The organism is Microcystis sp. 0824 (assembly GCF_003112475.1).
Lineage (GTDB): Bacteria > Cyanobacteriota > Cyanobacteriia > Cyanobacteriales > Microcystaceae > Microcystis > Microcystis aeruginosa_C.
On sequence record NZ_BDSM01000032.1, the window covers coordinates 17948 to 44922 of the forward strand.

The 26975-nt window shown below is 44.7% G+C and carries 19 protein-coding genes and 3 pseudogenes; 7 read left to right on the top strand and 15 right to left on the bottom strand.

The features are described from left to right. Positions 1-18: 18 nt before the first annotated feature. The 3 genes and pseudogenes from N0824_RS12820 to N0824_RS12835 all read left to right on the top strand — a co-directional run. Positions 19-5934: a type I polyketide synthase gene (locus tag N0824_RS12820; protein ID WP_108937045.1), complete on the top strand. Its 5916-nt coding sequence runs from the start codon at positions 19-21 to the stop codon at positions 5932-5934. 29 nt (positions 5935-5963) lie between these two features. After that, positions 5964-8423 carry an SDR family NAD(P)-dependent oxidoreductase gene (locus N0824_RS12825; RefSeq protein WP_233256435.1) on the top strand — a complete coding sequence of 820 codons (2460 nt, stop codon included), beginning with the start codon at positions 5964-5966 and terminating at the stop codon, positions 8421-8423. Positions 8424-9189: 766 nt separating this feature from the next. Then, a pseudogene (locus tag N0824_RS12835) lies at positions 9190-10555 on the top strand (IS1634 family transposase); the annotation flags it as partial. 217 nt (positions 10556-10772) lie between these two features. Here the strand turns inward: N0824_RS12835 and N0824_RS12840 are convergent. Next, positions 10773-11624: pseudogene (locus N0824_RS12840) on the bottom strand (IS630 family transposase). Between the two features lie 276 nt (positions 11625-11900). Here N0824_RS12840 and N0824_RS12845 point away from each other — a divergent pair. The 3 genes and pseudogenes from N0824_RS12845 to grrA form a co-directional block, all read left to right on the top strand. Further along, positions 11901-12134 (top strand): annotated as a pseudogene (locus tag N0824_RS12845) (PQQ-dependent sugar dehydrogenase); the annotation flags it as partial. Positions 12135-12222: 88 nt separating this feature from the next. Further along, on the top strand, positions 12223-13122 hold the full coding sequence (gene grrP, locus N0824_RS12850) for an extracellular substrate binding-like orphan protein GrrP (RefSeq protein ID WP_108937047.1): 900 nt from the start codon (positions 12223-12225) through the stop codon (positions 13120-13122). A gap of 14 nt (positions 13123-13136) precedes the next feature. Then, complete coding sequence (grrA, locus tag N0824_RS12855) at positions 13137-13511, top strand: GrrA/OscA1 family cyclophane-containing rSAM-modified RiPP (protein WP_108937048.1); 375 nt, start codon at positions 13137-13139, stop codon at positions 13509-13511. A gap of 59 nt (positions 13512-13570) precedes the next feature. On the opposite strand, the gene N0824_RS12860 is transcribed toward grrA, so the two are convergent. From N0824_RS12860 to N0824_RS12875, 4 genes are all read right to left on the bottom strand, one after another. Beyond that, a complete protein-coding gene (locus tag N0824_RS12860; RefSeq protein WP_108937049.1) occupies positions 13571-14671 on the bottom strand; it encodes an alkene reductase in 1101 nt (366 codons plus the stop codon). A gap of 758 nt (positions 14672-15429) precedes the next feature. Then, positions 15430-17274, bottom strand: coding sequence for an AAA family ATPase (locus tag N0824_RS12865; protein ID WP_108937050.1), 1845 nt, complete (start codon positions 17272-17274; stop codon positions 15430-15432). A gap of 83 nt (positions 17275-17357) precedes the next feature. Continuing rightward, positions 17358-19259 (bottom strand): ArsA family ATPase, encoded by a 1902-nt coding sequence (locus N0824_RS12870; RefSeq protein ID WP_108937051.1) that lies wholly within the window; start codon positions 19257-19259, stop codon positions 17358-17360. Positions 19260-19271: 12 nt separating this feature from the next. Continuing rightward, positions 19272-19955, bottom strand: a complete 684-nt coding sequence (locus N0824_RS12875; protein ID WP_108937052.1) for a GvpL/GvpF family gas vesicle protein — start codon at positions 19953-19955, stop codon at positions 19272-19274. Positions 19956-20047: 92 nt separating this feature from the next. Between N0824_RS12875 and N0824_RS12880 the strand changes: the two genes are divergently transcribed. Next, positions 20048-20386, top strand: coding sequence for a gas vesicle protein (locus tag N0824_RS12880; protein WP_046662309.1), 339 nt, complete (start codon positions 20048-20050; stop codon positions 20384-20386). Positions 20387-20513: 127 nt separating this feature from the next. Here N0824_RS12880 and N0824_RS12885 read toward each other — a convergent pair whose 3' ends face one another. The 10 genes from N0824_RS12885 to gvpA (N0824_RS12930) all read right to left on the bottom strand — a co-directional run bounded on the left by N0824_RS12885 (position 20514) and on the right by gvpA (N0824_RS12930) (position 26619). Next, a complete protein-coding gene (locus tag N0824_RS12885; RefSeq protein ID WP_046662310.1) occupies positions 20514-20774 on the bottom strand; it encodes a gas vesicle protein GvpG in 261 nt (86 codons plus the stop codon). Between the two features lie 14 nt (positions 20775-20788). Continuing rightward, positions 20789-21523 (bottom strand): GvpL/GvpF family gas vesicle protein, encoded by a 735-nt coding sequence (locus N0824_RS12890; protein ID WP_108937053.1) that lies wholly within the window; start codon positions 21521-21523, stop codon positions 20789-20791. Positions 21524-21538: 15 nt separating this feature from the next. Next, positions 21539-22012, bottom strand: a complete 474-nt coding sequence (locus N0824_RS12895; protein WP_046663751.1) for a gas vesicle protein K — start codon at positions 22010-22012, stop codon at positions 21539-21541. A 220-nt stretch (positions 22013-22232) separates the two neighbouring features. After that, positions 22233-22382 (bottom strand): hypothetical protein, encoded by a 150-nt coding sequence (locus N0824_RS12900; protein WP_199224915.1) that lies wholly within the window; start codon positions 22380-22382, stop codon positions 22233-22235. Positions 22383-22414: 32 nt separating this feature from the next. Beyond that, positions 22415-22726 carry a hypothetical protein gene (locus N0824_RS12905; RefSeq protein ID WP_046662312.1) on the bottom strand — a complete coding sequence of 104 codons (312 nt, stop codon included), beginning with the start codon at positions 22724-22726 and terminating at the stop codon, positions 22415-22417. After that, the gene (locus tag N0824_RS12910; protein ID WP_108937056.1) at positions 22683-23093 is read right to left on the bottom strand and encodes a gas vesicle protein; all 411 of its coding nucleotides are present in this window, start codon (positions 23091-23093) and stop codon (positions 22683-22685) included. Before N0824_RS12910 ends, N0824_RS12905 begins: the two co-directional genes overlap by 44 nt. Before the next feature lie 29 nt (positions 23094-23122). After that, positions 23123-24163 carry a gas vesicle protein GvpN gene (gvpN, locus tag N0824_RS12915; RefSeq protein ID WP_046662313.1) on the bottom strand — a complete coding sequence of 347 codons (1041 nt, stop codon included), beginning with the start codon at positions 24161-24163 and terminating at the stop codon, positions 23123-23125. A 581-nt stretch (positions 24164-24744) separates the two neighbouring features. Next, positions 24745-25383, bottom strand: coding sequence for a gas vesicle protein GvpC (gvpC, locus tag N0824_RS12920; RefSeq protein ID WP_108937054.1), 639 nt, complete (start codon positions 25381-25383; stop codon positions 24745-24747). Between the two features lie 434 nt (positions 25384-25817). Then, complete coding sequence (gene gvpA, locus N0824_RS12925; RefSeq protein ID WP_002735503.1) at positions 25818-26033, bottom strand: gas vesicle structural protein GvpA; 216 nt, start codon at positions 26031-26033, stop codon at positions 25818-25820. A gap of 370 nt (positions 26034-26403) precedes the next feature. Then, entirely contained in the window at positions 26404-26619 is a 216-nt protein-coding gene (gene gvpA, locus N0824_RS12930; protein ID WP_002735503.1) for a gas vesicle structural protein GvpA, read from the bottom strand. Between the last annotated feature and the right edge of the window lie 356 nt (positions 26620-26975).

The following is a 26975-nucleotide window of genomic DNA, read 5'->3' on the forward strand; positions in this document are numbered from 1 at the left end:
TAATCAAAATTAGAGGTTATGATGGATAAATTCAACTGCTTTTCTCTGAGTCCCATTGAGCTAGAACACCCTGGTTTAGCCATCGCCAGCATTCGGGCTGGGGGAATCGGGATACTCGATCGAGAATTTTGTCAACCAGAAAATCTAGAGCGAGCAATTAGTAATATAGAGCAGGTTTTAGCTTTAAAAAATGCTCCCGGAGCAGCCGGACTGAGACTGAATTTAACACAGATCGAGCAGAGCAGCCAACTTTTGGCTAGATTGGAACTAGAATCTCACTGGTTGATTCTCAGTGGCTGGCAAGAGGCAACTGCTGAAACGCTCAGAGAGAAATTACAGCTTCTTTCAGGGGAAAATCGCCTAATTTTGCTGGAAATAACCGATGCCAATCAACTGGCTCTCTTAGCTTCTCTGTTTCCTTTCTTAGCTGGATTGGTAGCCAAAGGACAGGAAAGTGGCGGTTGGGTAGGAGAAGATCCCGCTTTTATTCTCACTCAGAAATTATTGAAAACCTCCTCCCTACCCATCTATGTACAAGGAGGAATCGGTATTCATACCGCGGCCGCTTGTCGGGCTGCCGGTGCAGCAGGCGTTGTCTTAGACGATCAATTATGGCTGATGCCCGAATCTCCTCTGCCTGGAGAATGGCAGGAATACTTACGTTACTTAAACGGGCAAGAAGCGATCGCCATCGGTGAGAGGTTGGGGCGCGCTTGTCGTGTCTTGTCTCGTCCCGGTTTTGCTGCCGTTGCCAAGTTGCAAGAAATGGCAGCACAGATAGAGATTCAAGAAGAAACCTCAGTTTCTGGCCAGATCTGGCGGCAAAGAGCCACCTCCCTAATTGGCTGGGCAAATCCTGCTACTCAAGCTTGGCCAATGGGACAAGCGAGCGGGTTAGCGGCTGATTTTCGCAAGCGTTACCAGACCACAGGTAAATTTCTACAAGCTCTGCTCAAGGGCAGTCAGGAACAGGTGCAGACAGCCCAAGAGCTAAAACCTCTACAAGCGGAAACTCCCTTGGCAGTTTCCCACGGCACCAAATATCCTATTGTCCAGGGGCCAATGACTAGAGTCAGCGATACGGCAGAATTTGCCCATGCAGTTGCTCGCTCAGGCGGACTGCCCCTCTTAGCTTTGGCTCTGATGCGGGGAAAACAGGTCGGGGAACTGTTGCAGAAAACCCAAGCCCTTCTAGGAGAGCTACCTTGGGGCATTGGTATCCTTGGCTTTGTTCCACAGGCAATTAGGGAAGAACAACTGCAAGAAGTCCAGAAAATTAAGCCGCCTTTCGCCTTGATTGCTGGGGGCAGGCCAGATCAGGCAGCGAAGTTGGAAGCCCAAGGAATTGCCACCTACCTCCACGTTCCCGTGCCAGCACTCCTGAAAATGTTCCTCGAACAGGGGGCGCGGCGGTTTATTTTTGAAGGGCGAGAATGCGGGGGACACGTGGGGCCACTGAGCAGTTTTGTCCTCTGGGAAAGCATGATTGCTACCCTGTTAGAGAAAGTGTCAGCCGGAGCAGAGCAGCAAATTCACGCCATCTTCGCCGGTGGGATTCATGACGCCCTCTCGGCCGCTATGATCAGTGCCATGGCCACTCCTTTGGCAGTAAGGGGCATGAAAATTGGCGTGTTAATGGGCAGCGCCTACCTCTTTACGGAGGAAGCAGTAGCTTGTGGAGCAATCCTGCCAGAGTTTCAAGCCCAAGCCCTCAGTTGCCAATCGACCATCAACTTAGAAACCGGACCGGGCCATGCCAGCCGTTGCGCTGTCACCCCATTTGCCCGCGAATTCTACGACACCCGCCGGCAAATGGCGGCCCGGGGCAGTTCTGCCGAAGAAATTAAGAACGTTTTGGAAGACCTGACTCTAGGACGGTTACGCATAGCTACCAAAGGTTTGCGGCGCGATGAGACAGGGCAAATAGTCTCGGTCAACCAAGAGCAACAGGTTAGCGAAGGGATGTACATGATCGGTCAGGTGGCAACCATGCGCCATCAAGTGATCAGCGTCAGCAGCTTGCATCAAGAAGTAGCTGAAGGCAGCGGGCAACTCCTGACTTCTCTTTCTCCAGCGGGTGAAGAGAAAGTCCCCGCTCCAACCCGACCCTCAGATATTGCTATCGTTGGCATGGCGACCCTTGTTCCTAAAGCAGACGCACCGGAGACTTTTTGGAAAAACATCCTCTCCCGGGTAAAAGCTATTGGCGAAATTCCTCCTCACCGTTGGGACTGGCGTTTGTACTACGATGCTGACCCACAAACACGAGATAAGGTCTATTCCAAATGGGGTGGTTTCATCGATGAGGTTCCCTTCGATCCTCTGCGCTTTGGGATCCCTCCCGTATCTCTCAAGTCCATCGAACCACTACAGCTATTGACTTTGGAGGCTGTCCGAAGAGCCTTAGAAGATGCGGGTTACGGGGGAGGAGATTTCGATCGAGAACGTACCTCGGTCATCTTGGGTGCGGGTGGAGGGATAGGAGATCTGGGCGGGCAGTATGCGGCCCGAGCAGAAGTGCCGAGGGTGGTTGAAAATCCCTCCCCACAGATATGGGATCGTCTACCGGAATGGACGGAAGAAACTTTTCCAGGGTTACTGTTGAATGTGGCAGCTGGCAGGGTGGCTAACCGTTTTAACTGTGGAGGCTCTAACTTCACCGTTGATGCGGCCTGTGCTTCTTCCTTGGCTGCCATTGACCTAGCAGTGACGGAATTGGAAACGGGACGAAGCAATCTCTGTATTGCGGGGGGCATTGACACCGGGCAAAGCCCTTTCGCTTATTTTTGCTTTAGCAAGACCCATGCCCTCTCTGCCCAGGGTCAGCCTCGCTCCTTCGATAAAGCTGCCGACGGGATTGTCATCAGCGAAGGTATTGCCATCCTTGTTCTCAAGCGTCTGGCAGATGCGGAACGGGATGGAGACCGAATTTATGCAGTTATCAAAGCGGTCGCTGGTTCCAGCGACGGTAAGGCCTTGGGTTTAACTGCTCCCCTGCCGGCAGGACAAAAGCGAGCGCTACAGAGAGCTTACGAAAAAGCGGGATTTTCTCCCGCTAGCCTGGGACTCTATGAAGCCCACGGCACGGGAACGGTGGCCGGTGATCGAGCAGAGTTAGAAACAATTACCAGTTCTCTACAAGCCTCCGAGGCAGGGCAAAAATCCTGCGCTATTGGCTCCATTAAAACCTTGCTCGGACATACTAAAAGCGCCGCTGGAGTCGTTGGACTAATGAAAGTAGCCCTCTCCCTACATCACAAAGTCCTACCCGCTCACTTTGGGGTTGAGACACCCTTAGACCCGATTGTGGATCTGGAAAGCCCGGTCTATCTCTTAAAAGACAATCATCCTTGGCTGACTAATCCCAACCAACCTCGCCGGGGAGGGGTCAGTGCTTTTGGCTTTGGGGGGACGAATTTTCATGCCATTCTCGAGGAGTATGGGGGAGCAGTTCACAGACCAGCCCTGGGAGGAGATGACTGGCCTTGGGAATTGGTGATCTTGGCTGCCGAGAATCGCCAAGAATTATTGCCAAAAGTGCGGTCTCTGCTGACAGCTTTGCAAGGAGGAGCAAAACCGCGACTGGGAGATCTGGCCTACAGTTGCGCTTTAACAGCGACAAACCACCTAGGCAGGGGAGCAACCCTAGCCATCGTGACCAGTAATTTGTCAGAGTTAGTCGCCAGCTTGTCCTCGGCTCTTAGTTATCTGGCAGGCGATTCTGCCAGTCCCCTGCCCCCTGAGATTCAGTTCTCCGAAGGCCACACCCCCACTGGGACAAAAGCTCTCACTGCTTTTCTCTTTCCGGGGCAGGGGGCGCAATATCCCGGCATGGCCAGGGAAGTTGCTCTCTATAGGCAAGAGATGCGCCAAGCTTTGGAATTTGCCGACAGCCATCTGGGCGATCGCTTCCCAAAATTGCTGAGTCAGTATATCTATCCCCCCAGTGCCTATTCAGAAGCGGCAGAAATTAGCAATGAACAACAGCTTAAACAGACTCAGGTAGCTCAACCCGCTCTAGGAGCCGTGGAATCGGGCTATCTAGCCTTGCTGGCCAAGCTGGGCATTAAGGCAGATTTGGCAGCAGGACACAGTTATGGCGAATATACAGCCCTCTACGCTGCCGGTGTGCTATCCCAAGCTCAATTTCTCAATCTTTCTGCCCTTAGAGGCCAGATTATGTCCCAAGCTTGTCAGGGGGTTGAGGGAGCTATGGCTGCCGTGCAAATCACCCGCGAGGAATTGGCACAATATCTTGATAGTTTTCCAGGAGTTGTGGTAGCCAATCACAATGCTCCCCTTCAGTCCGTCATTTCTGGACCGCAAGCAGCGATCGAACAAGCAATCAACAGTTTGAACGCCAACGGCATTACCGCTAGAAAGCTGCCTGTGGCCGGAGCTTTTCACTCGCCCTTGCTGGCAGAGGTTCAGGAAGAGTTGACCCGTCAGTTAAATTCTGGCTGCTTTGAGTCCCCCCAGTTTCCTGTCTATGCTAACGCTACAGCCCTTCCTTACCCTTCAGATGCCGATGGCATCCGTGGCCAGTTAAGCCAACAGGCTCTCCGTCCAGTAGAGTTCGTCAGTCAAATTCAGGCTTTATATGAAGCTGGCGCTCGCACCTTTATTGAAGTCGGTCCAAAAAGCATCCTGACCAAGTTCGTCGGTCAAATTTTAGGAGACAAAGAGCATACTTGCGTATCTTTAGATGGCCAAGGGGGAGGACTGCGAGGCTTTCTGCTGGGCTTAGGGACTCTAATTACCAGAGGGCAAGAGGTGCAACTCCTTTCTCTGTTTGCTGGTCGCCAAGTCCAGCAGCTGGAATTATCTCGACTGGCAGAGCTAATGGGCCCTTCTCAATTAGCACCCACCACTTGGCTGGTCAACGGTGGTGGTGTCAGGTCATTAGGAGCTACCAATAGTTATAGCGGCAAGCTCCCCCCCCTATCCTTGGCAACGTCTATGCTAGGCAGACAAGAGAAAAAAGGGCAAAACGGTAACACCGAGGCGAAGCCAGACTTAGGGATAGAGCGATTTGAGCCAGTCAAGCCGCCTAGTCCTGCCCCTCATGCCCATTCCCCTTCCCAACTCACCGGGTTAAACCCCATAGTTCCTACTAATTCAAATCCGCAACCCAAAATCCAGCGAACAATGTCTGAACAAAATTTTCCCCCGCTCTCCCAACCAGCAACTCCACAAACTTATTCTACTAGCCAAGAACCCTCAGTTGCTGGCTCGGTGGCTTTACAAGCCTATCAAGCTTACCAGCAGACCATGCGTCAGTTTTTGACTCTTCAGGAGAAGGTAATGCTGCAATTTCTCCAAGCCAGTCAGGTAGAAGGAATGACTCCTTCAAGATCAGTGGCTATGCCAGAGCGGAGCCTGCCAGCGGCCCAACCTGTACTTTCCCTTGCCTCCAATGGAGGGGGAAGTGCTAACCTGTCCCCTGCTTCGCCGCCAGTACCCCCCCGAATTTCCCCACCCCCTTCCCGACCCGCTGCACTGCCTCAGATATCCGTTAGTCCCACACCGGTTAGTCCCACAATTCAGCAGCAAGAGCCTATGCTCAAGCCCCAGCCAGCAACGGCATCTCCCAATCTGCCCACTGCTGCCGATGCTGTTGTACCCTCTGTGCTGCTCGAACGGGAGAGTTTGACCAAAACTCTCTTGCAATTAGTCAGTGAACGCACTGGCTACCCAATTGATATGTTGGGCTTGGATCAGGATTTGGAAGCAGAACTAGGAATTGACTCGATCAAGCGAGTGGAAATTTTGGGAGCAATACAGAAAAGTTTGCCCGCTGCTGTCGCTGAGGGCATGCAGTCCCAGATGGAAAATTTGACCAAGGTTAAATCCCTCAACGGCATTGTTCAACAAGTCTTATCCCTCTCACCGTCTGGGACAGTGGAACCCTCAAAAAGCTTGGGAAAGTTCTAGCCCAGGGGGAATCGATTCCACGTTACCTGATGCAAGCACAGGCAGACCCCCTACCTACCGGTCAGTGGCCGCTTCCCCAAGGGCTTTTTCTTATTACTGAAGACGAACTTAGCGTTGCTCCCTACTTGGCAGAGTCTCTGCGGCAAAGAGGGCTGGCGGTAGCGCTGATTGAGCGAGCTAGTTTGCAAACACCAAAGGCGTTAGCTGAGGCAGTTAGCAGGGAACGGGAGAAACATGGGCTGGTCGCCGGGATTGTCCATTTGGCTGCTTTAAGTCAAGCGGCTGAGCCAACTACCCTATCTGAGTGGCGGCAATATACGCAAATACAGGCTAAGAGCTTGTTTTACCTGCTCCAGTTGTGTGCTGACGACCTCCGCAAAGGGCAACAGCCAGGCCGGGTTCTGATGGCTTCCTGTTTGGGGGGACAGTTTGGCCGGGATGGTAACTGGGGGACGAGTTTGCCAATTGCAGGTTGTGGCAACGGGCTTTTGAAAACCCTGGGGGCTGAGTGGCCTAACCTCCATGCCAAGGCAGTAGATCTCGATGCCCACCTTTCCCCAAAGGCGCTGGCAGAATGCCTCGTCTCAGAACTGTTATTACCTGGGGGGCGCATCGAAGTTGGCTATCCCCAGGGACAACGTACCACTTTCCGTACCCAGCCGGCTCCTTTCTCGTCCCGGGCAACTATTGCCAAATTTACACCCACTCCCGATTGGGTCGTTTTAATTACAGGCGGCGCTCGCGGCATTACTGCGGAAATAACCAGCGATTTAGCCTCCTTCGGCCTGACGATGATTTTGGTGGGACGGGCTCCTCTAGAGAACGAAGCAACAGCCCATATTGAGGATGTAACTGGCTTGCGTCAATTCCTCCTGGCTCAGGCTCGTTCCCAGGGCAAGTTGCCCACCCCCGTTGAGATCGAGCGCCACATCCAGTTAATCTTGAGGGAGCGGGAAATTCGGGCTAATTTAGCACGATTCCGACAAGCAGGGGCAAAGGTGGAGTATATAGTAGCAGATGTGAAGGATGAGCAGGCTTTCGCTGCCGTTATTGAGGGCATTTACTCCCGCTACGGACGGTTGGATGCTGCCATCCACGGGGCGGGAATTATTGAGGACAAATTGATTGTCGATAAGGAACTGGCTTCCTTTGAGCGGGTCTTTGATACGAAAGTGGATAGTGCCTTGATCCTCAGCCGCTATCTGCGTCCAGAGTCTTTGAAGTGGCTGGTTTTCTTCAGTTCAGTTGCCGGTCGCTACGGTAATCGTGGGCAATCTGACTACGCATCTGCCAATGAAATTTTGAATCGTCTGGCCTGGCAGCTTGACCAGCGCTGGTTGAATACCCGCGTAGTCGCCATCAATTGGGGACCCTGGGATACTAAGGGTATGGCCTCTGAAGAAGTGAAGCGTCAGTTTCGGGAACGGGGAGTAATCCCAATTTCTCTAGTCGGCGGTCGCCGCTTTTTCCAGGAAGAATTGAGTTATGGAGATAAGGGAACAGCAGAAGTAATTGCCGGGGAAGCTCCGTGGGAAACCCATGAAGCTGAAGCTGGAAAACTCGATCTCCTTCCCGCTAACCGTCCCTTTCCCTTCATTTCTAGTGTCCCTCAACTGCAATCTGACAGCAAAGTGACTCTAGAACACATCTTTTCTCTAAAGTCAGATCCCTATCTTGAAGATCACTGCTTGGATGGCAAAGCTGTTTTGCCAGCAACCGGGGCCTTGGAATGGATTGCTGAATTTACTCAAGCTGCCTGGCCCGACTGGCAAGTTTGCGAAATCGTTGACCTAAGAGTCCTGCGGGGAGTATCCATGGCCGTTGAAGGGAGCCGTAAAGTTCTCTTCGTCGCCCGTTCTTCTAGTCACGCGGATGCAACAACCTTGCAGGTAACTGCCGAAATCCTAGATCCTGAGACTAGGATGCCACTATATCGCGCTCTTGTTATTCTGCGCCCAGAGATAGAAGCTCCTCCTTCTCTTCATCCCGTCAAGCTCAAATCAGGCAGGAGTCTAGACCCTCAATTTGCTTACCTAGAGTATCTATTTCACGGCAAGCGATTTCAACTGATCAGTGAGATTATAGCGGTTGACGAACAGGGAATTGATGCTTGGGTGAAGCCGAGCCTGCCTTCAGCTTGGGTAAGGCAAGATTCTTCCACTGCTGTCCCCCCTTGGCTGTTCGACCCAGGCTTTATGGATACTATCCCGCAAATGGCTTTAGTGTGGTCTCGGCTCTATCAGGACAGTAGTGCTTTGCCTTCCAAGTTAGGCAGAGTCATCCGCTATGGTAGTTCGCCCCTAACAGGCAGGCTACGGGTAGCTTTTCGAGTTGTCAGAAGCGATGCTCAGATGATTGTTTACGAGGCATCTGTCTTTGATGAACAAGGTCAAGTCCGCTTTTACCTAGAAAATCTTGAAAGTACCTGTAGTGCTGCCCTGAATCGCCTGAATGTTCAGTGGCGGGAGTCCCTTGAGAATCCTTCTTGATTTATCGGAAATTTGGCTTGAAAACCCCGTCCTAAAAGGACGGCTTTCTATGGTAATACCAAATTAAATTGTATTCAGTGCAGATAGAGCATCGAGGATGAAGGGAAATGGCTCTTCTCGACTTTGTGTGATAATTTTTGCTTATGACCCACATTCCGCACCCTAGTCGTTGAAATCAAAAGTTGCTCTAGCCCTTGTATAGCTGGACTTCCCCCATACATAAATACTAAAAAATTAACAAAACCCTTACTGCAGGTCGCTTCTAAGAAAAAATTGAAAAGAGACTACTGGGTACATTTTTCACTTGAAAATGGCTGTACCGTTGACTGTATCTGGAGTAGAGCGATTCCGTAGAGTTGGCTGTATAGTGATCGCTAACCTGATTTTAACAGATAGTGTCATTAATCTCTAGAGTAAGGGATTCCCTCTGTAGCCATGTTTTTGCTGATTTTCTGCCCCGAAACAAGCTATAATGGTCTAAAGGTCAAATTTGAAAATTTTTGCCTCAAACCCTATCTGCGTAAGAACTTCAGGATTTTGTGTCCAGTAGTTCATTGGTATTTTATCGCTTGAACTCAGGCTCTGTAAGACTTTTAGCCATAGCTAGTATGTTTATACGGGGAAAGTCTAGGTACATATATACCATAATAGCCGAAAACCCTTATCCATCAATGGATGCACCCCCTTAACTTTTCTTAATGTACCCATGTAATTTGTAACATTTTTTAATGGACAAGAATTCTCTCCATTTGCTAAAATGATAGCCATGTATATAGAAAAAGTTCCTAACCGTAATTCCCCCCCCGCTGTTCTTCGACCAGATTCCTATCGAGAAGGAGATCAAGTCAAAAAAGAACCCTGGCCAATCTCTCAAAATTACCCGATGATATTATCGACAATCTAAAACTGGCTCTTAAAGGGGCAACACTGTCCATGAATGAAGGCATTCCCAATCATTTTGAAGTGATTGGGAATGCCTTCCTCATGGTCATGTAATGGCTATTTTAGAGATGATTAAAAAATTGGGTTTAGATAAAATAATCAGTGAAAAATCCTCACGAATCAGAAACTTAGTGGTGGCGATGATTGTGGCAAGAATCATCAATCCTAAATCGAAACTAGCCACAGCGAGAGGGTTTAATAGTGAGACTGGCAGTCAGAGTTTAGGACAATTGTTAGACTTAGAAAAAGCCGATGAAGAGGAATTATATAACGCCTTAGATTGGTTATTAGAAAAACAAGAGAAAATTGAGAAGCACCTAGCACTTAAACACTTAGAATCAGGCACATTAGTCTTGTATGATGTCACTTCTACTTACCTAGAAGGCAATGGTTGTGAACTGGGAAAATATAGTTATAATCGAGATAAAAAGAAAGGGAAAACTCAGATAGTTTTTGGTTTGTTATGTTCAGCTAAGGGTTGTCCGATAGCAGTAGAAGTATTTGAAGGAAACACCTCAGAAGGTGCTACTTTAAGCGGACAAATTGAGAAAGTCAGAAAGGGTTGGGGGATTGAGAATGTTGTCTGGGTAAGTGATAGAGGAATTTTAACTAACTCGAAAATCAAGGAATTAGTAAAACCGATAGAAGGATTAGACTATATTACTGGTTTAACTAAGCCTCAAATTCGGAAAATGGCTGAGGTAGAAGTGATTCAATTAGGATTATTTGATCAGGTAAACTTGGTGGAATTTGAGAGCGAAGATTATCCCGACGAAAGATTAATTGCTTGTCGGAATCCCTTCATTGCCCAGAAAAATCAACAACAAAGAGAGGCATTATTAGAGGCAACAGAGAAGGAACTAGATTTGATTGTTCAGGCGACTCAAAGGGAGAAAAGAGCTTTAAAGGGTCAAGATAAGATAGCTTTGAGAGTGGGCCAGGTTCTTAATCAGTTTCAAGTCAATAAATACTATAACTTAGAGATAACAGAAGAAGGTTTTTCCTATCAACGGAAGCTGGAATTAATCGCTCAAGAAACGGCCTTGGATGGTGTGTATGTGTTAAGAACTTCTCTGGAGTCCACCTTGATGGATGCAGCGACGACGGTTAAAGCTTATAAAAGTTTATCTCAAGTGGAGGAGGCATTTCGCTGTTATAAGTCAATTGATTTAAAGGTACGTCCTATCTATAGCAAACCTAAATGAGTTGTGAAAAGGCATCAAATCTTTTCAAGTTAGGAAATTTGAAAAGATTATATTTGGCAAAAAATTCAAATAAAAAATTAATAATCTTAAAGTTTTTGCAGAAACGATAAAACCTCCTGAGCAAATTTTTTAATTGAAACCAAATTGCTTCAACTGGATTTTCTTCTGGCGCATAAGGGGCAAAAAGTTCACAAGTAATTTTCTATTCTGATTTTGCTAATCCTTCATTTTGCTCTCCCAAAAAATTCTTCATATTTTCTCCTGTATGATGTCTAACTCCATCCCAAAATATCAACAATCTTTTTCCAGCATTTTTACTTTGTAAACTTTCTAGAAACTTCACTGTATTTTCTCCATTTCCTCTGGTATATTTTTCTAAAATTAAATCTGGCTCTAACAAGTTTAATGCACCATAATAAGTTGGTCTATCTTTATAATTATTAATTGGTATTTCGACTCGCTCTTTTGACTTACCCCAGGCTTCACCTACGATATCTTCCCCCATTAGATGGCATTCGTCTATCGCATATACCATAAGCTTTCCCGACTCTATCTCCTCTCTATGCTCTTCGAGAATTTGCTTAATTTCTTCATTTCTTTGTTTGACTTTTTCTTCATCTTTTCTTGGGTTTACTTTTTCAGCTTTCTGTCTAGTTATCTTCGCTTTTCTGTAAATCTTATAGTAACTTTCTTTTGATTCAAATACTACATCATACTCTTCTATTAAATAGATTTCTAGTTCTGATAAATCCCAATATTATTGGCATAATAAACATTTTATTGTCTCTTCTTCTTCCTCTTTAGTCAGCTTTTTTTTGGCTCCTTTGTAACCTAGTCTTATTCCTTGTATTCCTTGTTTAATAAATCTTTTTTTCCATTTACTTACATAACCTTGAGATACATTTAGTATATTTTCTATCGCTTTGTAGGCATAACCCTGTAGAGCCAATTTTACTGCTAAGGCTCTCTTCATCTCTCGCGAGTCTCCATTACTGTTTATAAAATTGATTAAACCCTCTATTTGTCTTTCTCTTTCATTTTGATTGGTTTCCATTTGCTTTTTTCTTTCATTTCTTGGCAGAACGTTTTTATTTTACCATAGCAAGCTCTATTTACGTATCAAATGGAATTGCTATATGCTTATAGGAGAGTCACTACTCCTCGAATTGTTGTGACTTAGTTTAACTCTTTGAGCCGAAAAAATATTTGGTATTTTATGATTTCTCCTCAACATCTGATTGGTTGAGTATTTTTTTTGATTATTCTGATTTTTTTTCTTTGAAAAGACCTGTAGTTTTTTATACTTCAAAGTGAAGTGCGGAATATGGGTTATACAGGTAATCGCTTTCCTAATTGGCAGGGAAATTTATTCGCTGGTGGTTTAGTTTCCAGGGATATTCGTCGTCTGGAACTGAATAAATCGGGTGAAATTATCAATCAAGAAGCGATTCCCATCGGTCAGAGGGTGCGGGATGTGCGTCAAAGTCCCGACGGATTTTTATACCTGCTCACCGATGAAGGTAACGGTCAATTAATTCGCCTGGAACCGCCATCTAATTTGTAAAAGTTCACAGAAATTATCATGGAAACCTTGAAGATTTTTTAGTGAATTCTAGTATAGTTATGTTTGTACGGGAGTAAGCACTCGATTTATGAAGAAAATTTTACAGTTAGTGGGACTAGGTTGTATATTACCTATGTTCCTCGCCAGTGCGAGTTTAGCGGAAACAGTGGTGGAAAAAGTGGCTCGCACGGGATTTTTGACCGTAGGAACCCGTTTTGATGCGATTCCCTACTCCTACGTCAATGATAAGGGGGAATTAGTCGGCTATTCTATGGATGTGTTGGAACGAATTAGAAAACGATTAGAAACTCGTCTCGGTCGTCCCGTCACCCTGCAAATGATTGAAGCTAACCAACCCGGAGAGAAAATTAATCTCATTCGTAGCGGGGAAATCGATATCGCTTGTAGTACGGCTTTTACTTGGGAAAGGGCGAAAGTTGTCGATTTTTCCATCAGTTACAGCATTTCTGGGATTAGGATTTTAGCTAAAAAAGGTAGTAATTTCTCCACTCCTCAATCCCTAATCGGTAAACGCATCGCCTTGGTTCCCACTTCTGCGGCCGTGGATGTGATTAAATTAGTACAACCGCAGGCAACAATTGTTACTACCTACAGCACCGTAGAAGAAGCCCTCGAAGCTTTAAAAACTGGTAAAATCGACGCAATAGCGGGGGATAGCATCTCTTTAGCGGGAACAATCCTCAGAGATAACCCTAAAATCTACGAAATCGTCCCCGAAGAAGCTCTAGCTAATTTTGGCATTGCTTGCATGGTTCCCGAAAATAACTCTACTTTTTTGGATGATGTCAACTATGCCATTGTTAAAATGATGCAGGATTACATCACCAATGATACGGCCACCGTTAGTCAAATCGATCGCTGGTTCGGTAGTCAAGGCATGGTTCCCATCCCCCCAGAATTATTAAAGGGGTTTTTTGCCTTCAAAGTTATCGAACACGCCCAAATTAATCCCCAAGAAGCCAAATAGGAGCATAAATTCAGGTGAATATCAGCAATAAAACTGGTTTAGTCGGCTTTCTTCTCGCTTTATCTGCCTTCGGTCTGACTAGCACTGCCCAGGCTGCCTCAGAGGAGGCTAATCCCATTGAAGCGCGTTTAAGTCGTCTATCTAGCGCTGTACGCGAACGAGTTAACCAACTGCCAGAAGGTACTGCCGATCCTAGTTTACAAGCTTTAGGCTGGGGAGATGGTGGCAATCGCGGTTGGGGGAATAGTCGTGTCGGTGGTTGGGTAGATGGTCGCGGTGGTAGTTTTGTTAATGGGCGGCCCTGGCGCAATGGTTGGTCTGACGGTGGTGGTTTCTTTAATTCCCGACCGCGCTGGGGTAATGGTGGCAGTTTCTTAAATCGTTGGTAAGTAAGGTTGGGTGAGGGGTTAACTTTATCCTCGTCCCCACCCCGGTTTTACGAGAAAATCTAGGGTTTATAGCTGGGAAAATCGATATAACCTTCCTTGTCAAAAGAATACCAATCTTTCATCTCAGCATCGGGATTAAGAGGCCAATTATTGGCGAATCTTTCCACCAAATCGGGATTACTGATATAGGGACGACCGAAAGCAATTAAATCCGCATCTCCTAACTGAATAGCGGCTTCAGCAGTTTCTTTTGTATAACCACAATTGCCGATTAAAGCACTATTAAAAACAGCCCGAAACTCGGATAAAAGCATCGGTTGACCCTTTTCATGAAAACCAAAAGCCAAGCCATCTAGCAGATGCAAATAAGCTAAATTGTACTCATTTAATCTTTGGGCAACATAGAGAAAAGTTTCTCGAAAATCCTCGGAACCCATGTCATTATAAACCCCATTGGGAGACAGACGCACCCCCACCCGATGACTGGGAAAAACAGTTAAAATTGCCTCGACTACTTCCTGTAAAAAACGATAGCGATTTTCCAAACTGCCTCCGTACTTATCCTGACGCTGATTAGTGGCCGATTGCAGAAAAGTATCGATTAAATAACCATTAGCCCCGTGAATTTCTATGCCATCAAACCCCGCTAATTTTGCCCTCTGAGCGGCTTGACGGTAATCGGCGACAATTGCGGGGATTTCGTCGGTTTCTAAGGCTCTAGGGGTCTCGTAGGGCTGTTTACCGATGGGTGTATGCAACTCCCCCTTAATCCTAATTGCGGAAGGGGCAACGGGTAAAGCCCCATTTTCCTGAAAACTCGGATGAGAAGCGCGACCGCAGTGCCACAATTGACAAAACAGTGGTGTTCCTTTTCTTTGGGCGATTTTTGTCACCATTTGCCATGCTTGCGCTTGTTCATCGGTGTAGATACCGGGGGTATTTTGCCAACCGTTAGCTTGGGGAGAAATTACCGTCGCTTCTGTAATCATTAATCCCGCACTGGCCCTTTGCCGGTAATACTCGGCCATTATCTCATTGGCCAGACGTTTTTCTCCGGCTCGCGCTCGCGTCATGGGAGCAAGCACAAGACGATTTTCTAAGTTTAAATCTCCCAATTTAAATTGACTTAAAAGAGTCAGGGAAGTAGTGAAGGCAGTCATCGAATTTGCCGATAGAGAATTTAGGTTAATTTTACCGCAATTATTTAAAACCAGACAATCGCACCTAAGTATCATTGACTGTCTCTCTGCGAGATTGTCCCTCTCCTAAGCTAGGATAATTAATCGGATTAACTAGCTGAATATATAGCGTTTCCTAAGCTAGTGAGGTACACCTGTTTTTCTTCCCCTTTGCCTTTTGCCTCTTGCATGAGTGCCTAAAACCCATAACTTTTGTACCTCAGCAGACTGAAAAACGCTATAATTGATATTGGTGATAAATTTGACTATAATTACCAGTTATTTAATTTATTCATCGTCCAAAATTAAAGAGACATAAACTATATTTTCTGGTAGTTGAGTCATGATAAATTTCTTGGCAACTTCGGCGGCAATTTTGTCATCAGAAATATTGCTTAAATCTCAAGAGATAGGAACCTCAACTATCCGATCACCCCAATAATACCATAGATACATCTGTCCCAACTTATGTATGAGGGGACTACCCCCATTCCATCACCTCCTTGACCATTTCTCTCAAGTCATCCTTCTTGGTTTTTCCCTCCCACTTGTCATAAACTAAACTTATACCAATATGGGTGGTGAATCATTTTATCTAAAAAAACTGTCAGTAGAAAAGGAGCGAACCGTCAGTTAATTAGACCCGTTATTGCAGACATTTTGGCAAATTTTTCTTTTTAGGATGGTTTTCCTGAGTTGAGATTATCCCCCCTTACTTTAAGTAAAGGGGGAAAAAAAAATCAATTGGCACGCTGTTCAACCAACAGTTGGTAAGCATGATTAAAATCAGCCGTTGTAATGCGAATATCAGCCGGGTCAGTCATTCCCTGATGGCGATAACGACGAATTGCCATCAGTGCGGCTTGGTTACATAATAACGCTAAATCTGCACCATTCCAGCCTTCGGTTGCCTCGGCCCAATGGCCTAAATCCACATCCTCTAAAGGACGTTCATCATTATGAACCCCCAGAATTGCTAAACGACTGGAGGCATTCGGTAAATCAACTTTTAACTGTAAATCTAACCGTCCCGCTCGCAATAAGGCTGGATCTAAGGCATCGGGGCGATTAGTGGCTCCAATCACTAAAATCGTTGCCCCCGTTTGCAACCCATCTAACTCCGTGAGGATTTGTCCCACAACCCGGTCACTCACTCCCGAATCCCCACTATAACGACCTCTTGCCGGCGCTAAAGTATCAATTTCATCAATAAAAACCACACAAGGTGCTGCCTGACGAGCTTTGGCAAACAACTCACGCACTGCCTGTTCACTGGCCCCCACCCATTTACTCAAAAGCTCAGGTCCATTAATACTAATAAAATTAGCTCGCGCCTGAGATGCAACCGCTTTGGCCAATAAGGTTTTTCCCGTGCCGGGGGGACCCCAAAGTAAAATACCTTTGGGAGCTTGGGCTTTGGTTTGCGTATATAATTGCGGATGGAGTAATGCTCCTTCCACGGACTCCTGTAGGGTTTGTTTAATCTGTTCAAGTCCGCCAATATTGTCCCAGGCCACATGGGGAGATTCCACCTCCACAGACCGCAATACCGCCGGTTTAACTTCTTTAAGGGCCTGCAAAAAGTCGGCTTGCACCACCGTCATTGTTTCGGGAATTTGCGAGTCAATCGTAGGAACCTGGCGTCGCAAAGCACTATAGGCCGCTTTCTGGCAAACGGCTTTTAAATCTGACCCGACAAATCCCACCGCATTATCGGCAATCAGAGCTAAGGAAACTGATTCATCTAGGGGCATGGAACGGGTGAGAATTTGCAGGATTTCTAAACGACCAGCCCGGTCAGGCACCCGAAAGAGGACTTCTCGGTCAAACCGTCCGGGGCGGCGGAGGGCAGGGTCAAGATGGTCGGGACGGTTTGTCGCCGCTAGAACAATCACCCCTTGACTTTGGGCAAAGCCATCCATTAAACCGAGCAATTGGGCCACCAGTCTTTTTTCTACTTCCCCTTCAACTTTACTGCGGTCGGGTGCCATGCTATCAATTTCGTCGATAAAAACGATACAAGGCGCATTCTTACTGGCTTTCTCAAAAATTCCCCGGAGTTTTTGCTCAGCCTCCCCATAATATTTGCTAATCACCTCTGGTCCGACTAAGGCAATATAGTTAACACCGAGTTCTTCAGCCAAAGCGCGGGCAGTCAGGGTTTTACCGGTTCCAGGGGGTCCGACTAAGAGAACGCCGCGAGTGGGTTCAAGTCCTAACTTGGCCAACAAGTCGGGGCGTTTCAGAGGAATGGCAATTAGTTCCTTGAGTTCTTTAATCACTTCCGTCAAGCCACCAACATCTTTAAGGGAAGCTGTGGTCGGTCCTTCGGGCGGTGTCACACTGTCTTCAACCCCTGAATCGGTGGGGGATGACCGATTGCGATTAACCTCAAAATCATCCCCACCAGAATTGTTCGGGCGATAAACTCCCCCTGGACGGGGAATACCGCCAGCGCGGGGAATGTTACTCAAGGAACGAGAGTTAAATTGCACTTCGGTTTTAATTTCCCCTTTTTCCAGTTTTTCTTCTAAGGTCTTAGCGAGTTCTACTAATTGCTCAAAGCCTTTGAATAATTCTACCATAAAATTTCTCCTGAATCAATTGAAGGATGGGGACTGGGTAATAGATGAGGTTGAGAAGTCCGACTTGAGCAGACTAATTACCTTTAAAATAACAGATCTGCCGCGCCTTTTACCCGGGCTAGAGGTTCTACTGACCGGGGTAAACTGGCTAAGCGGATCAAAGTTTGCTCTGGGAATAAATCCCGATCAATTTCCTCATTAGCGTGATAACGATTCTGCACGACGTAACGTTGATAGACTCCCTTTTTTTTCAAAGATGCTGTCAATCGCAGTTGTTCGGCAACGATGGCATCTTGGGCTTGCAAAACTCCAATAAATTCTGTATGTTGGGGGTCTTTGAGTTTGTTCTGGGCAGACATCACCTGTTGTCTTAAGATTCGCAATCGTCCCATTAAATCTACACGCCCTAATACTTTTTGATACTTTATCCAAAGCTTAAAAATCCAACTTAACCAATCTCCTAAAGCCGTTGGCATTTCTAAAAATCGCAGGAGATGACCGGTAGGAGCCGTATCTAAAATAATCAAATCTTGTTGTTTCTGGTCTAATAACTCCATTACTTTTACTAGGGACAACATTTCATCAATTCCTGGCAGAGATTGAGCCACAATTTGTCGCCAAGCTTCTGGAGTATAAGCTAGTTTGATGTTTCCTTCTTCCTTACCTTCACCACTAATCATTTCTGCCAGTTCCCATAAATAATCATCCCGAAATTTTTCTAAAATGATATTAGCATCAACTTCTTGACCACTTAAATTAGCAGTTAATTGTGTGGATTGATGTCCTAATTTTGTCCCAAAGGCATCTCCCAAAGAATGAGCCGGATCAATAGAAATAATTCTAATTTTTTGATCGGGATGACGATTAGCTAACGCCCAACCAATGGCCGCAGCAACGGTGGTTTTTCCCACCCCACCCTTCCCACCAATGATAATAAGTTGGCGTTTGTCGTCAATAAAATCACTAAAACTCGGCAGAATTTTTTGCGGCCATTGAATGGGAGGCGGGGTAATAAATTCTACTTTTTCGAGGATTTTAATTTGACTCATGATCTGATCTAGTGCTTCACCTCCTAGTGGCTCTTTTGCCTGTTGGGGCAGGGTAAAAATTGTCTCTTGACTTGGAATTTTTAGGAATTTATCGAGGAGTTGCTGTTGCTCACTATAGCGATCTAAATTTTGATTAGGATCCGTTAGAATGCGATTGATAAATAAGCTGCCGCAGGGAATATTTAAGTGATGCAAACTATTGAGTAATCGTTCGGTTTCTAATAAACTCATCGGTTCGGCAATTGCCACAATTAAACAAAGGGTAAAATCCCGATCTTGTAGGAGTTGTTTGCCTTCGGTTAATTCTGATTTTGTTTTGACTAAAAAGTCATCCACATCATCGGCATTGTAGGTTTTTGAAAAAGTTTGCGAAATAACACGATGTTTTTCTTGAAACAACTCTAAAGAATTGAGAATAATCTCTAAAAAGTCTTTAATTTCCAATAAATTCAAGGTATGACCAGAGGGAGCCATATCAACAACAATTCGGTCTACAACTTTCTCAATAAGTAATCTCTGAATCTCTAATAGACCCATGATTTCATCTAAACCTGGCCAGTCTAAATCCCAAACAGGAGTTAAATCTTCTCCCTCAACAAAACTGCCTCGTTCTACTAAAATTTCTAAAAATTTTCCGTATTTTTCTTTAAATTCTAAGAGCAATTTTTCCGCATCTAATGCCCTAACTTTTAAGTTGGGTAAGTCTTTTACAGGTGATGCCTCATCGCTAACTTCTGTTTGCAATACATCCCCTAAAGAATGAGCAGGATCGGTTGAGATTAATAGGATTTGTTCCTCGGGAAATAATTTAGCCCAACGGCGAGCAAATCCACAGGAAAGGGTAGTTTTTCCCACTCCTCCTTTGCCACTAAACATAACTAAATGTCGAGTGTCATAAGGACTTAGAGAGTTATTTGCCAAGTTAAAGTTAGTCATAGAGAAATCAAGTTAAGTAAAGTGATAGGGGGGAGAAACTTGTCCTAATTGTAATTCCCAACGGGGGCAGGCTTTCTGCCAATGCAAGACTTGCTCGATTAGTAAAGGTTCTTCTTGAAAATCAACTAAAAGATAAATTCGTGATTCTGTCCCTGGAGCAGTAATAATCCTTGTTGATGGATAGCTTTGGTTGACTAAATCCACGAGATTTTGCCATTCTGAACCCTGCAAAGTATAAAAATCCTGTTGGGCTTCATAATGCTGTTTTTTGGCTAAAAAATATTGTCTGCCCCTGCTTTCAGAAAAGAGTACAGGCTCCTCTAGCTTGCGGGGAATACATTTTAAAAGATATTCTCCTTTTCCCTCAAGTTCTTCAATTTTTTCTTGATATTCTTGGCCATGGGAACAAAGATGAGTCAGTAAATTTTCTGCCTCTAAAAAAGATGTGCCAAAACGTAAAGGTAAAATGGTGGTTTGTTGAAATAATTCACAGATGACTCGATCGTGACATAAAACGGATTGAATCAAGCGTTCATCATCATTTTGTAAAGTGTCTAAACTAACTTCGGGTTCGACTAAGGCCGAGAGGTCTCCACCAGTTATCAGTAACAATTGGTTAGCCATTCCAACGGGTAATGTTAGTCTTTCTATTGGGGTTTTCAAAAAAGCGTAAGTATATAAATTGTACAATTTCATAGGGTTTACCAAAAGAAAATTTACGATTTTTTACAAATTTTTATATTGGGACTTTGATATGCTAGAATATCCTAAGTTATTCAGGGATTTTTATGACAACCACTCGTCCACCCAGACCAATTAGATCTAAAATTAGCACTATGCCTCGGAAACAATCTGAAGCAGATCACCAACTTGAGCTTTATAAGTTAATTACTGAAAAACAACGTATCCAAGAAAAATTAGAAATGATGGAGCGGCAGATTCAGCAATTAAAAAATCGTCTCACGTTTGTGACAGAGCAAATTGAGACCACAGAACAAAGTATTCAAAATTTGCGTACAGCCAATCCTCCTAGTTTAAGTTTAGCTAAAAAACCTGATTCCCCCAAAACTGTTGCTCACTCCTCTAATGATTCTAGTAATTTCCAAGCTTTTTATCTAGAATATTAAGGCTTAATCAAGGGCTAGTTCTGACCGAGCTTCAACGAGTTCTTGAGCTTGTCAAAGCCGCCCTTACTAAGCACCGCTACAATCTTTGATTTTGTTCATGGGCTATCGGGTTGGAAAGATTGCCAGTTTAGAGAGAAGATTCAGATTCGTTTTCTGCCGCCTCTTCTTCTAAGGCTTGAATTTTTAATAAAAGTTCTTCTTCCCGAATTTCAAACTCCTCCTCAGAAATATTGCCCATATCGTAAGATAGTTGTAAGGATAATAATAATTTGTGCAAATTTTCCGCCTCATCATATTCTATATCTGCACGTTCTTGAATTTTCTCCCCAATCCAGATCAGACCACCAATAGGACCGGTAACAGGAAGAAGTAAAAGATCGAGAAACATAACTAATACTCTCCTTAGATAAGTTGGGCAAAGGTATAGGGTGCGGTTAAATTGTTATAGCGAATTCTTAGGCGATCACCAAACTGCTGATCGATTGCTTCAACCTTTTGGCTAAATTCTGGCTCTTGCTCCCAGGGAATTAAATAAGCTGCATTGTAAATCATGTCATCCGTCATCGGATCGCTTTCAATCACCTCTTGGGCGCGATGATTTAATTGCTCTCTAAAGACTTGAATAACGTCTTGTTTCCGTTGCAATACAGTGGCTTCAATGAGTTGACCTATATGGATAATTTCTTCCATATTTAAGTTTTTACCCATCATCGCATCCCGTTCTTGCTTTAACTTCGGATTAGACTCCAAAGCCGCTTGTAATTCCCACTGATTATCCCAAAAAATCTTAATGCTAACTTCTCGTTGGCCTGACAGTTTAGCAAATAATTCTTTCAGTTGGGTTTTATAGGGATTAATTAATTGTTCGGTGACGGATTCCCAGGTTTTGATAACTAAGCCAAACCGCAGGGGCAACAACGTTGTCAACCCTGCTTCCATGACACTTTCTAATACTTTTTCATGGCAAATTAAATAGCGACGGGATGCCAAATACTTCTCTTTATGAGCAGCGGAGTAGAGAAAACTAAAACCATCAATCATCTCACTGTGCACTGGCTCATTATCAATCCCTTGCAAAACCAGTCCGTCAGGAAGTGGTTCGGGAAATATTCCATATAAATAAAGACCCACTGTCATCAGTATTCTCCCAAATTAAAGCGGCTGAGAAGTTAAAACCAAACGAAGCTTGAGGTGAATTAGATCTAGTTGAGCTAAACCCAGATCAACATTTCCTTCCACAACAACTCCTGTATTGAGGAGTCTATCCACTAATTCTAACACAGAAGGCTTAATACCCTCCTTTCCTGGGTAATAACTCCCTGCTTCCGGTAAAAGAGTGCCAAACTCTCCTAGGTGGACATTTAACTCTTCTGGCTCAACCTCAAAAATTTCACACAAATAGAGAATTTGTTCTTGCAATTTTTGGATACTTTCTGCAGCTCTATCTAAATCAGACTCACTGAGAACCCCTTTTTCCATCCGGCGAATGATTTGGGCTTCGAGCAATTGGCGTACCAGCTCCACGACAGTTAACAGTAAAGGGGCTAAACCGGCTTGGCTATTACTTTCTGGACTGGTCAGCAAGGCTTGATTATCAGAATCGTAAGGTGTGCAAGCAAGGGTCATGGTTGGAATTGGTAAATTAGCAGTTTTTAACGGTGAGTCTCTAGTGAGGAGATTGGCCAAGAAATTTTATCTGAGGGAAAAAATGATGTAATTAAACAATGTCAAATTTCCTCTGCCTTGGCAAGATTCCAGTAAGAAACTTCGCCGACAGGAGGAATGTGCTTGATCATGGTTGACTGCTATCATGGCTCTCCATTGCCCTGGATTGGGGTAGGGATTTTCAGGCTTGAAGTTCAGTTTCTCGGGTTTGAAGTCGGCGTGAAAGTTCTTGGTTTTCTGCTAATAAAGCTTGGGATTGGCTATAGGGATAGGAGTCGCTTTCCCAGCCATTAATTGCCATCTCCCTTGCTCTATCAACAGAGGCAATCATTAACCGTGTAAACTTCTTTACCGTTTGAGGATTCAATTGAGAAATTTCACTGTATATGGAGAATGTGACTGATCGTTCCGACTGCTATCACGGCTCTCCATTGCACTAAATTTGGTTAAGGATTTTAAGGCTTGAAGTCGGCGTGAAAGTTCCAGGTTTTCTGCGAATAAAGCTTGGGATTGGCTAGGGAGGTAGGGATAACCTTGCAAGCCGTTAATCGCCGTTTCCCTGGCTTTATCAAGGGGGGCAATCGTCAACTCGTGTAAATTTCCTAACCTTTGAGGATTCAAGTGAGGAATTTCACGCATCTGAGGAATGTGCTTCATCGTTCGGACTGGTATCATGGCTCTCCATTGCACTCAATTGGCTTAAGGATTTTAAGGTTGCAAGCTCAGTTTCTAGGGTTTGGAGTCGGAGTGAAAGTTCCCGATTTTCTGCTAGTAAAGCTTGGGATTGGCTATGGAGGTAGGGATCCCCTTCCCACCAGTTGATTCCCATTTCCCTTGCTTTATCAACAGAGGCAATTAACAAACGAATGCGGATATTTATAAGTTCAGTGGAGGCGATCGAAACGGAAATATCGCCAGCAATCACAATTCCCTTATCTAAAACTCGCTCGAGGATATCCGCTAAACCCGAACCTTGAGTTGCTGTTTTCAGAGCGTTGTTTGATTGGGTTTTGAGCGAGCCAGCAAAAGTGGAAGAAGTCACGGTTGGTTTCACTCAATAAGAGTATAAAATTAGTCTTTCCGCTGGGGCAAGTTGCCTCGCAGTAAAGATTGAATGGCTTTTAACGATTGATTTCCTGTGGAAGGCTCAGAAGTTGACGCTTGGCCCTCGGAAGGCTCCGTTTCCTCTACAACGGATAGGGGTTCTACCAGATCGTCGTCGAGGATTTCCCATAAAATTGCTCTTGACTTATCAATAGATAAATTCGTGCGGGACAAAAGAACATCGGCGCAGATATCACGGAAGTCCGCATCAGAGGAGCTAGCCACAATATCGTGAGAGGCACAGACCTTAGCAATCATTAAACAAGAGCGCAAACCTGACGTTTTTTCAGCCTCGGTTTTCAAACGAAAGGTTTTGACGAGGTTGACAATAAATAAGGCATCATCTCGACCAATCCCCGTTTTTTTGGCAAGAATTTCGGTCTGAGTCAGTTGATCCGGCTCAGGCATATTAATGGTTACCAACCGATCCATTAAAGCATCTTGGGTAGCATGAACCCCGCAATATTCTTCTGGGTTGGAGGTGAAAATTGCCCGAAATTGGGAATTGACTTGTAGGTAATCGGGTTGATGGCTAGTGGGGGGCAGGGTGAGAATTTTCTCTTCCAAGGCAGAGAGTAAAACGTTGTTGACCTCAGGTCGAGAACGATTGAACTCATCATAAACTAGGGTAAAACCCTCTCGACAGGCCATTGTTAAGCGAGAATCCACCCAGTTGTGTTTTAGCTCGTCTTCAACTTTGAGAACGCTGTGGATATAGTTATCCGTCAGCTTTTTATGGGTATAACCAGATTGGCTACCAATTAAATCAGAACTGGTAAAGTCATCATCGCCAAAGATGAGCATCACAGGTCTGGCTAAACAATTGGCCAGATGCATTGCCAATGTGGTTTTTCCCGTTCCTGCTGGACCACATAGATGAACGGAAAAGCCGGAGTTTAGATAACGTAAGGCGCGGGTGGCAATTTGATCAATCGAAGGCGTAACAACAAATTGACCTGGGCGAAGGGAGAGAACGGCTCTTCTTGTTTGAGTTTCAGTAACTGTCATAGTTGAAATTTAGTAAATACCATTGATAATCCCCGCCTTAAGCGGACGGGTATTCTTGAGCTAACAACCGCCTGTTCAGGTTTTCTCTTAATAACCGAGTCGGCAAGGACGCTTGTGTCACCCGAATTTTACGGCAAGTTTAATCGTCTTTAGCTTTTAAGTCTTACCTCAATAATATCCGAAAATATTAGTAACTGTCATCAATTAGCCCTAGAACCTTGATTTTGAAGGTATTTCAGGATATTCATTAGTCAAGGAGCTAATTAAAAGCTCTAGGCAGATGCAGTCCTTTTCACTTACCTCCTTTGTCAATAAAAGACTATTAATGACAACATTAACTATAAACTAAGTGAAGTTTTATAATACTTCTCAATTTACCAAAGCCCTAGAGTCGCCCAAACAGTAACCCACCACTACTAGGTCGAGTCTAGAAACTTAAAAAAGCAGGATAACCATGGTAGGTGTCAAACCAGAGGCTTATTGTTGTATTTTCAGATAGTCCTCTAGTTTAGCCAGGAAAAGGGACTAGAGGGTTTTCACTCTAGCCCTAGGCTTAAGTGGGTTGGAATTAACCTAGAGATTTATTTGCCAAAAACATAGATAGACAACTCTTGACGAAATTGACGCAAATCGTCTTTTAGCTTTTTCGCTTCAGCTAAACGTTGTTCTTGAAATTGACTTAAATCGTCCTTTAGCTGTTTGGCTCGATCTAGATGAAGTTGACGTAAGTCGTTCTCCAGCTTTTTCGCTGCAGCTAAACGTTGTTCTTGAAATTGACTTAAATCGTCTTTTAGCTGTTTAGCTCGATCTAAACGCTCTTGACGTAAGTCGTTCTCCAGCTTTTTCGCTGCAGCTAAACGTTGTTCTTGAAATTGACTTAAATCGTCCTTTAGCTGTTTGGCTCGATCTAAACGCTGTTGACGTAAGTCGTCGTCTAGCTTTTTCGCTGCAGCTAAACGGTTTTCTTGAAATTGACGTAGATCCTCTTTTTGCTTTTCCGCTTGAGCTAAACGCTGCTTTTGGGTAGCTGTTAAAAACAAGTTGCTTTCTTGTTGAACTTTTTGGAAAGAGTTACGCAAAGCAGTTGCCTGTTCTTGCGCTTGTTGTCCTCTTTTAGTTTTGACATCCAACAGAAAACCTTGAACTTCTCGCGCGAGTTCAGCTACTTCTTCAGCAATCGATAAACGCTCCTCGCGGAACTTTTCCATGAGAGCAGGCATGGGGTTGTCCTCAATTACTAAATGCTATTGAATGGATTAGACCCAATCACCCGTTGAAAAAACATTCACGGCGACTGGGGGGAGAGACAATAGATTCCGACTTTTCTCATCATCCAAAAGTTGAGATAGTGAATTGCCCCAGAGCAAGGGGCGCCGCTCACTCCCCAAAGAGAGGCTTTCTATTGCGAACAATAGTCAACCTTCTAGTGATAGGAGGTAAACCTAGCTACAAAGGTCGAAATGACGGTTACAAAAATAACTTGTATGGGTCTAGCTTTGTTGTCGCTATCCGTTGCCGTGCCAACCTATCAATTATAGACTACTGCGCCCCAAGAGAGGGGTAATTAAACTCAATAGGGATCAAAGAAAAGCCGAGAATCTGGAAAACCCAGTAGGGTTTTAACTCAGTCGATGGGAGAATCTGTGATCGATCCTTAAGCAGGAACCGCCGCAGATTGGGTCAGACCAACGGCCTCAGCATATTTGAGGTAGGTTTCAACCGAAGCGATGACTACACGAGCTTCAATTGCTAATAATTCGATGCCCACCAGAGAGACACGAGCCCAAGCGTCAATAACGATACCTTTGTCAAGGATACGATCGATAACTTCAGCTAAGCTGGAGGAAGAGTTAGTTTTTTCAACTGCCATGGTAGATAGACCTTTTTGTTGTTTGTATAGAAAGTGTACAGTGCTGATCCAAAATTTGAGATATCGAACTACCCCAGATCGAGGGGCGTGGCTTCCTACCCAAAGAATGACTTTCTATTGCGAACAATAGCGAGCCTTCTATTGATAGGCGGTAAACCTAGCTACAAAGGTCAAAATCACGGTCACAAAAATAATTTGTCTCGGTCTAGCTTTGTTTTTGCTATCCGTTGCCGTGCCAACCCTATAAATTATAGGCTATTGCGCCCCAGGAGAGGGGTAGCTAAACTCAATAGGGATCAAAGAAAATCCGAGAATCTGGAAAACCCGGTCGGGTTTCCACTCAGCCGATGGGAGAATCTGTGATCGATCCTTAAGCAGGAACCGCCGCAGATTGAGTTAGACCAACGGCTTCAGCATATTTGAGGTAGGTTTCAACCGAAGCGATAACTACACGAGCTTCGATCGCTAATAATTCGATGCCCACTAGAGAGACACGAGCCCAAGCATCAATGACGATACCTTTGTCAAGGATACGATCGATAACTTCAGCTAAGCTGGAGGAAGAGTTAGTTTTTTCAACTGCCATGGTAGATAGACCTTTTTGTTGTTTTCATAGAAAGTGTACAGTGCTGAAATCATGGGAGATTCAGAAATCCATTTAGTTTTTCTGCCCCCATCACTTCGGCACTTTTAAGAGTAACACCCTTATTCCCGCATTTCTCACAAACTGAATTAAGAACCTAATTTGGAGGTTAAAAGTTGGTGTTTTTCAAAAATAAGAGAAACCCGCTTAGTTATCAAGGAATAATCTGACTAAACTAATCAAAAAATTCCTGAATTACTGGAAAAATTCCGTCAATTAGGGAAAATGTTCACGACAAAGTTAGCTGAATTTATAAGCAGCCATTTTTAAGACTATTTAATGATCTTTGAAAACTCTTC

Coding starts and splice junctions, on each gene's coding strand:
- N0824_RS12860 (WP_108937049.1), bottom strand. CDS start 14,671: ATGACTGCCTTCACTACTTCCCTGACTCTTTTAAGTCAATTTAAATTG.
- N0824_RS12900 (WP_199224915.1), bottom strand. CDS start 22,382: ATGATTGCCTCTGTTGATAGAGCAAGGGAGATGGCAATTAATGGCTGG.
- gvpA (WP_002735503.1), bottom strand. CDS start 26,619: ATGGCAGTTGAAAAAACTAACTCTTCCTCCAGCTTAGCTGAAGTTATC.
- gvpN (WP_046662313.1), bottom strand. CDS start 24,163: ATGACAGTTACTGAAACTCAAACAAGAAGAGCCGTTCTCTCCCTTCGC.
- gvpC (WP_108937054.1), bottom strand. CDS start 25,383: ATGCCTGCTCTCATGGAAAAGTTCCGCGAGGAGCGTTTATCGATTGCT.
- N0824_RS12890 (WP_108937053.1), bottom strand. CDS start 21,523: ATGACAGTGGGTCTTTATTTATATGGAATATTTCCCGAACCACTTCCT.
- N0824_RS12825 (WP_233256435.1), top strand. CDS start 5,964: ATGCAAGCACAGGCAGACCCCCTACCTACCGGTCAGTGGCCGCTTCCC.
- N0824_RS12820 (WP_108937045.1), top strand. CDS start 19: ATGATGGATAAATTCAACTGCTTTTCTCTGAGTCCCATTGAGCTAGAA.
- gvpA (WP_002735503.1), bottom strand. CDS start 26,033: ATGGCAGTTGAAAAAACTAACTCTTCCTCCAGCTTAGCTGAAGTTATC.
- N0824_RS12880 (WP_046662309.1), top strand. CDS start 20,048: ATGACAACCACTCGTCCACCCAGACCAATTAGATCTAAAATTAGCACT.
- N0824_RS12885 (WP_046662310.1), bottom strand. CDS start 20,774: ATGTTTCTCGATCTTTTACTTCTTCCTGTTACCGGTCCTATTGGTGGT.
- N0824_RS12875 (WP_108937052.1), bottom strand. CDS start 19,955: ATGAAATTGTACAATTTATATACTTACGCTTTTTTGAAAACCCCAATA.
- N0824_RS12870 (WP_108937051.1), bottom strand. CDS start 19,259: ATGACTAACTTTAACTTGGCAAATAACTCTCTAAGTCCTTATGACACT.
- N0824_RS12905 (WP_046662312.1), bottom strand. CDS start 22,726: ATGATACCAGTCCGAACGATGAAGCACATTCCTCAGATGCGTGAAATT.
- N0824_RS12895 (WP_046663751.1), bottom strand. CDS start 22,012: ATGACCCTTGCTTGCACACCTTACGATTCTGATAATCAAGCCTTGCTG.
- N0824_RS12865 (WP_108937050.1), bottom strand. CDS start 17,274: ATGGTAGAATTATTCAAAGGCTTTGAGCAATTAGTAGAACTCGCTAAG.
- grrP (WP_108937047.1), top strand. CDS start 12,223: ATGAAGAAAATTTTACAGTTAGTGGGACTAGGTTGTATATTACCTATG.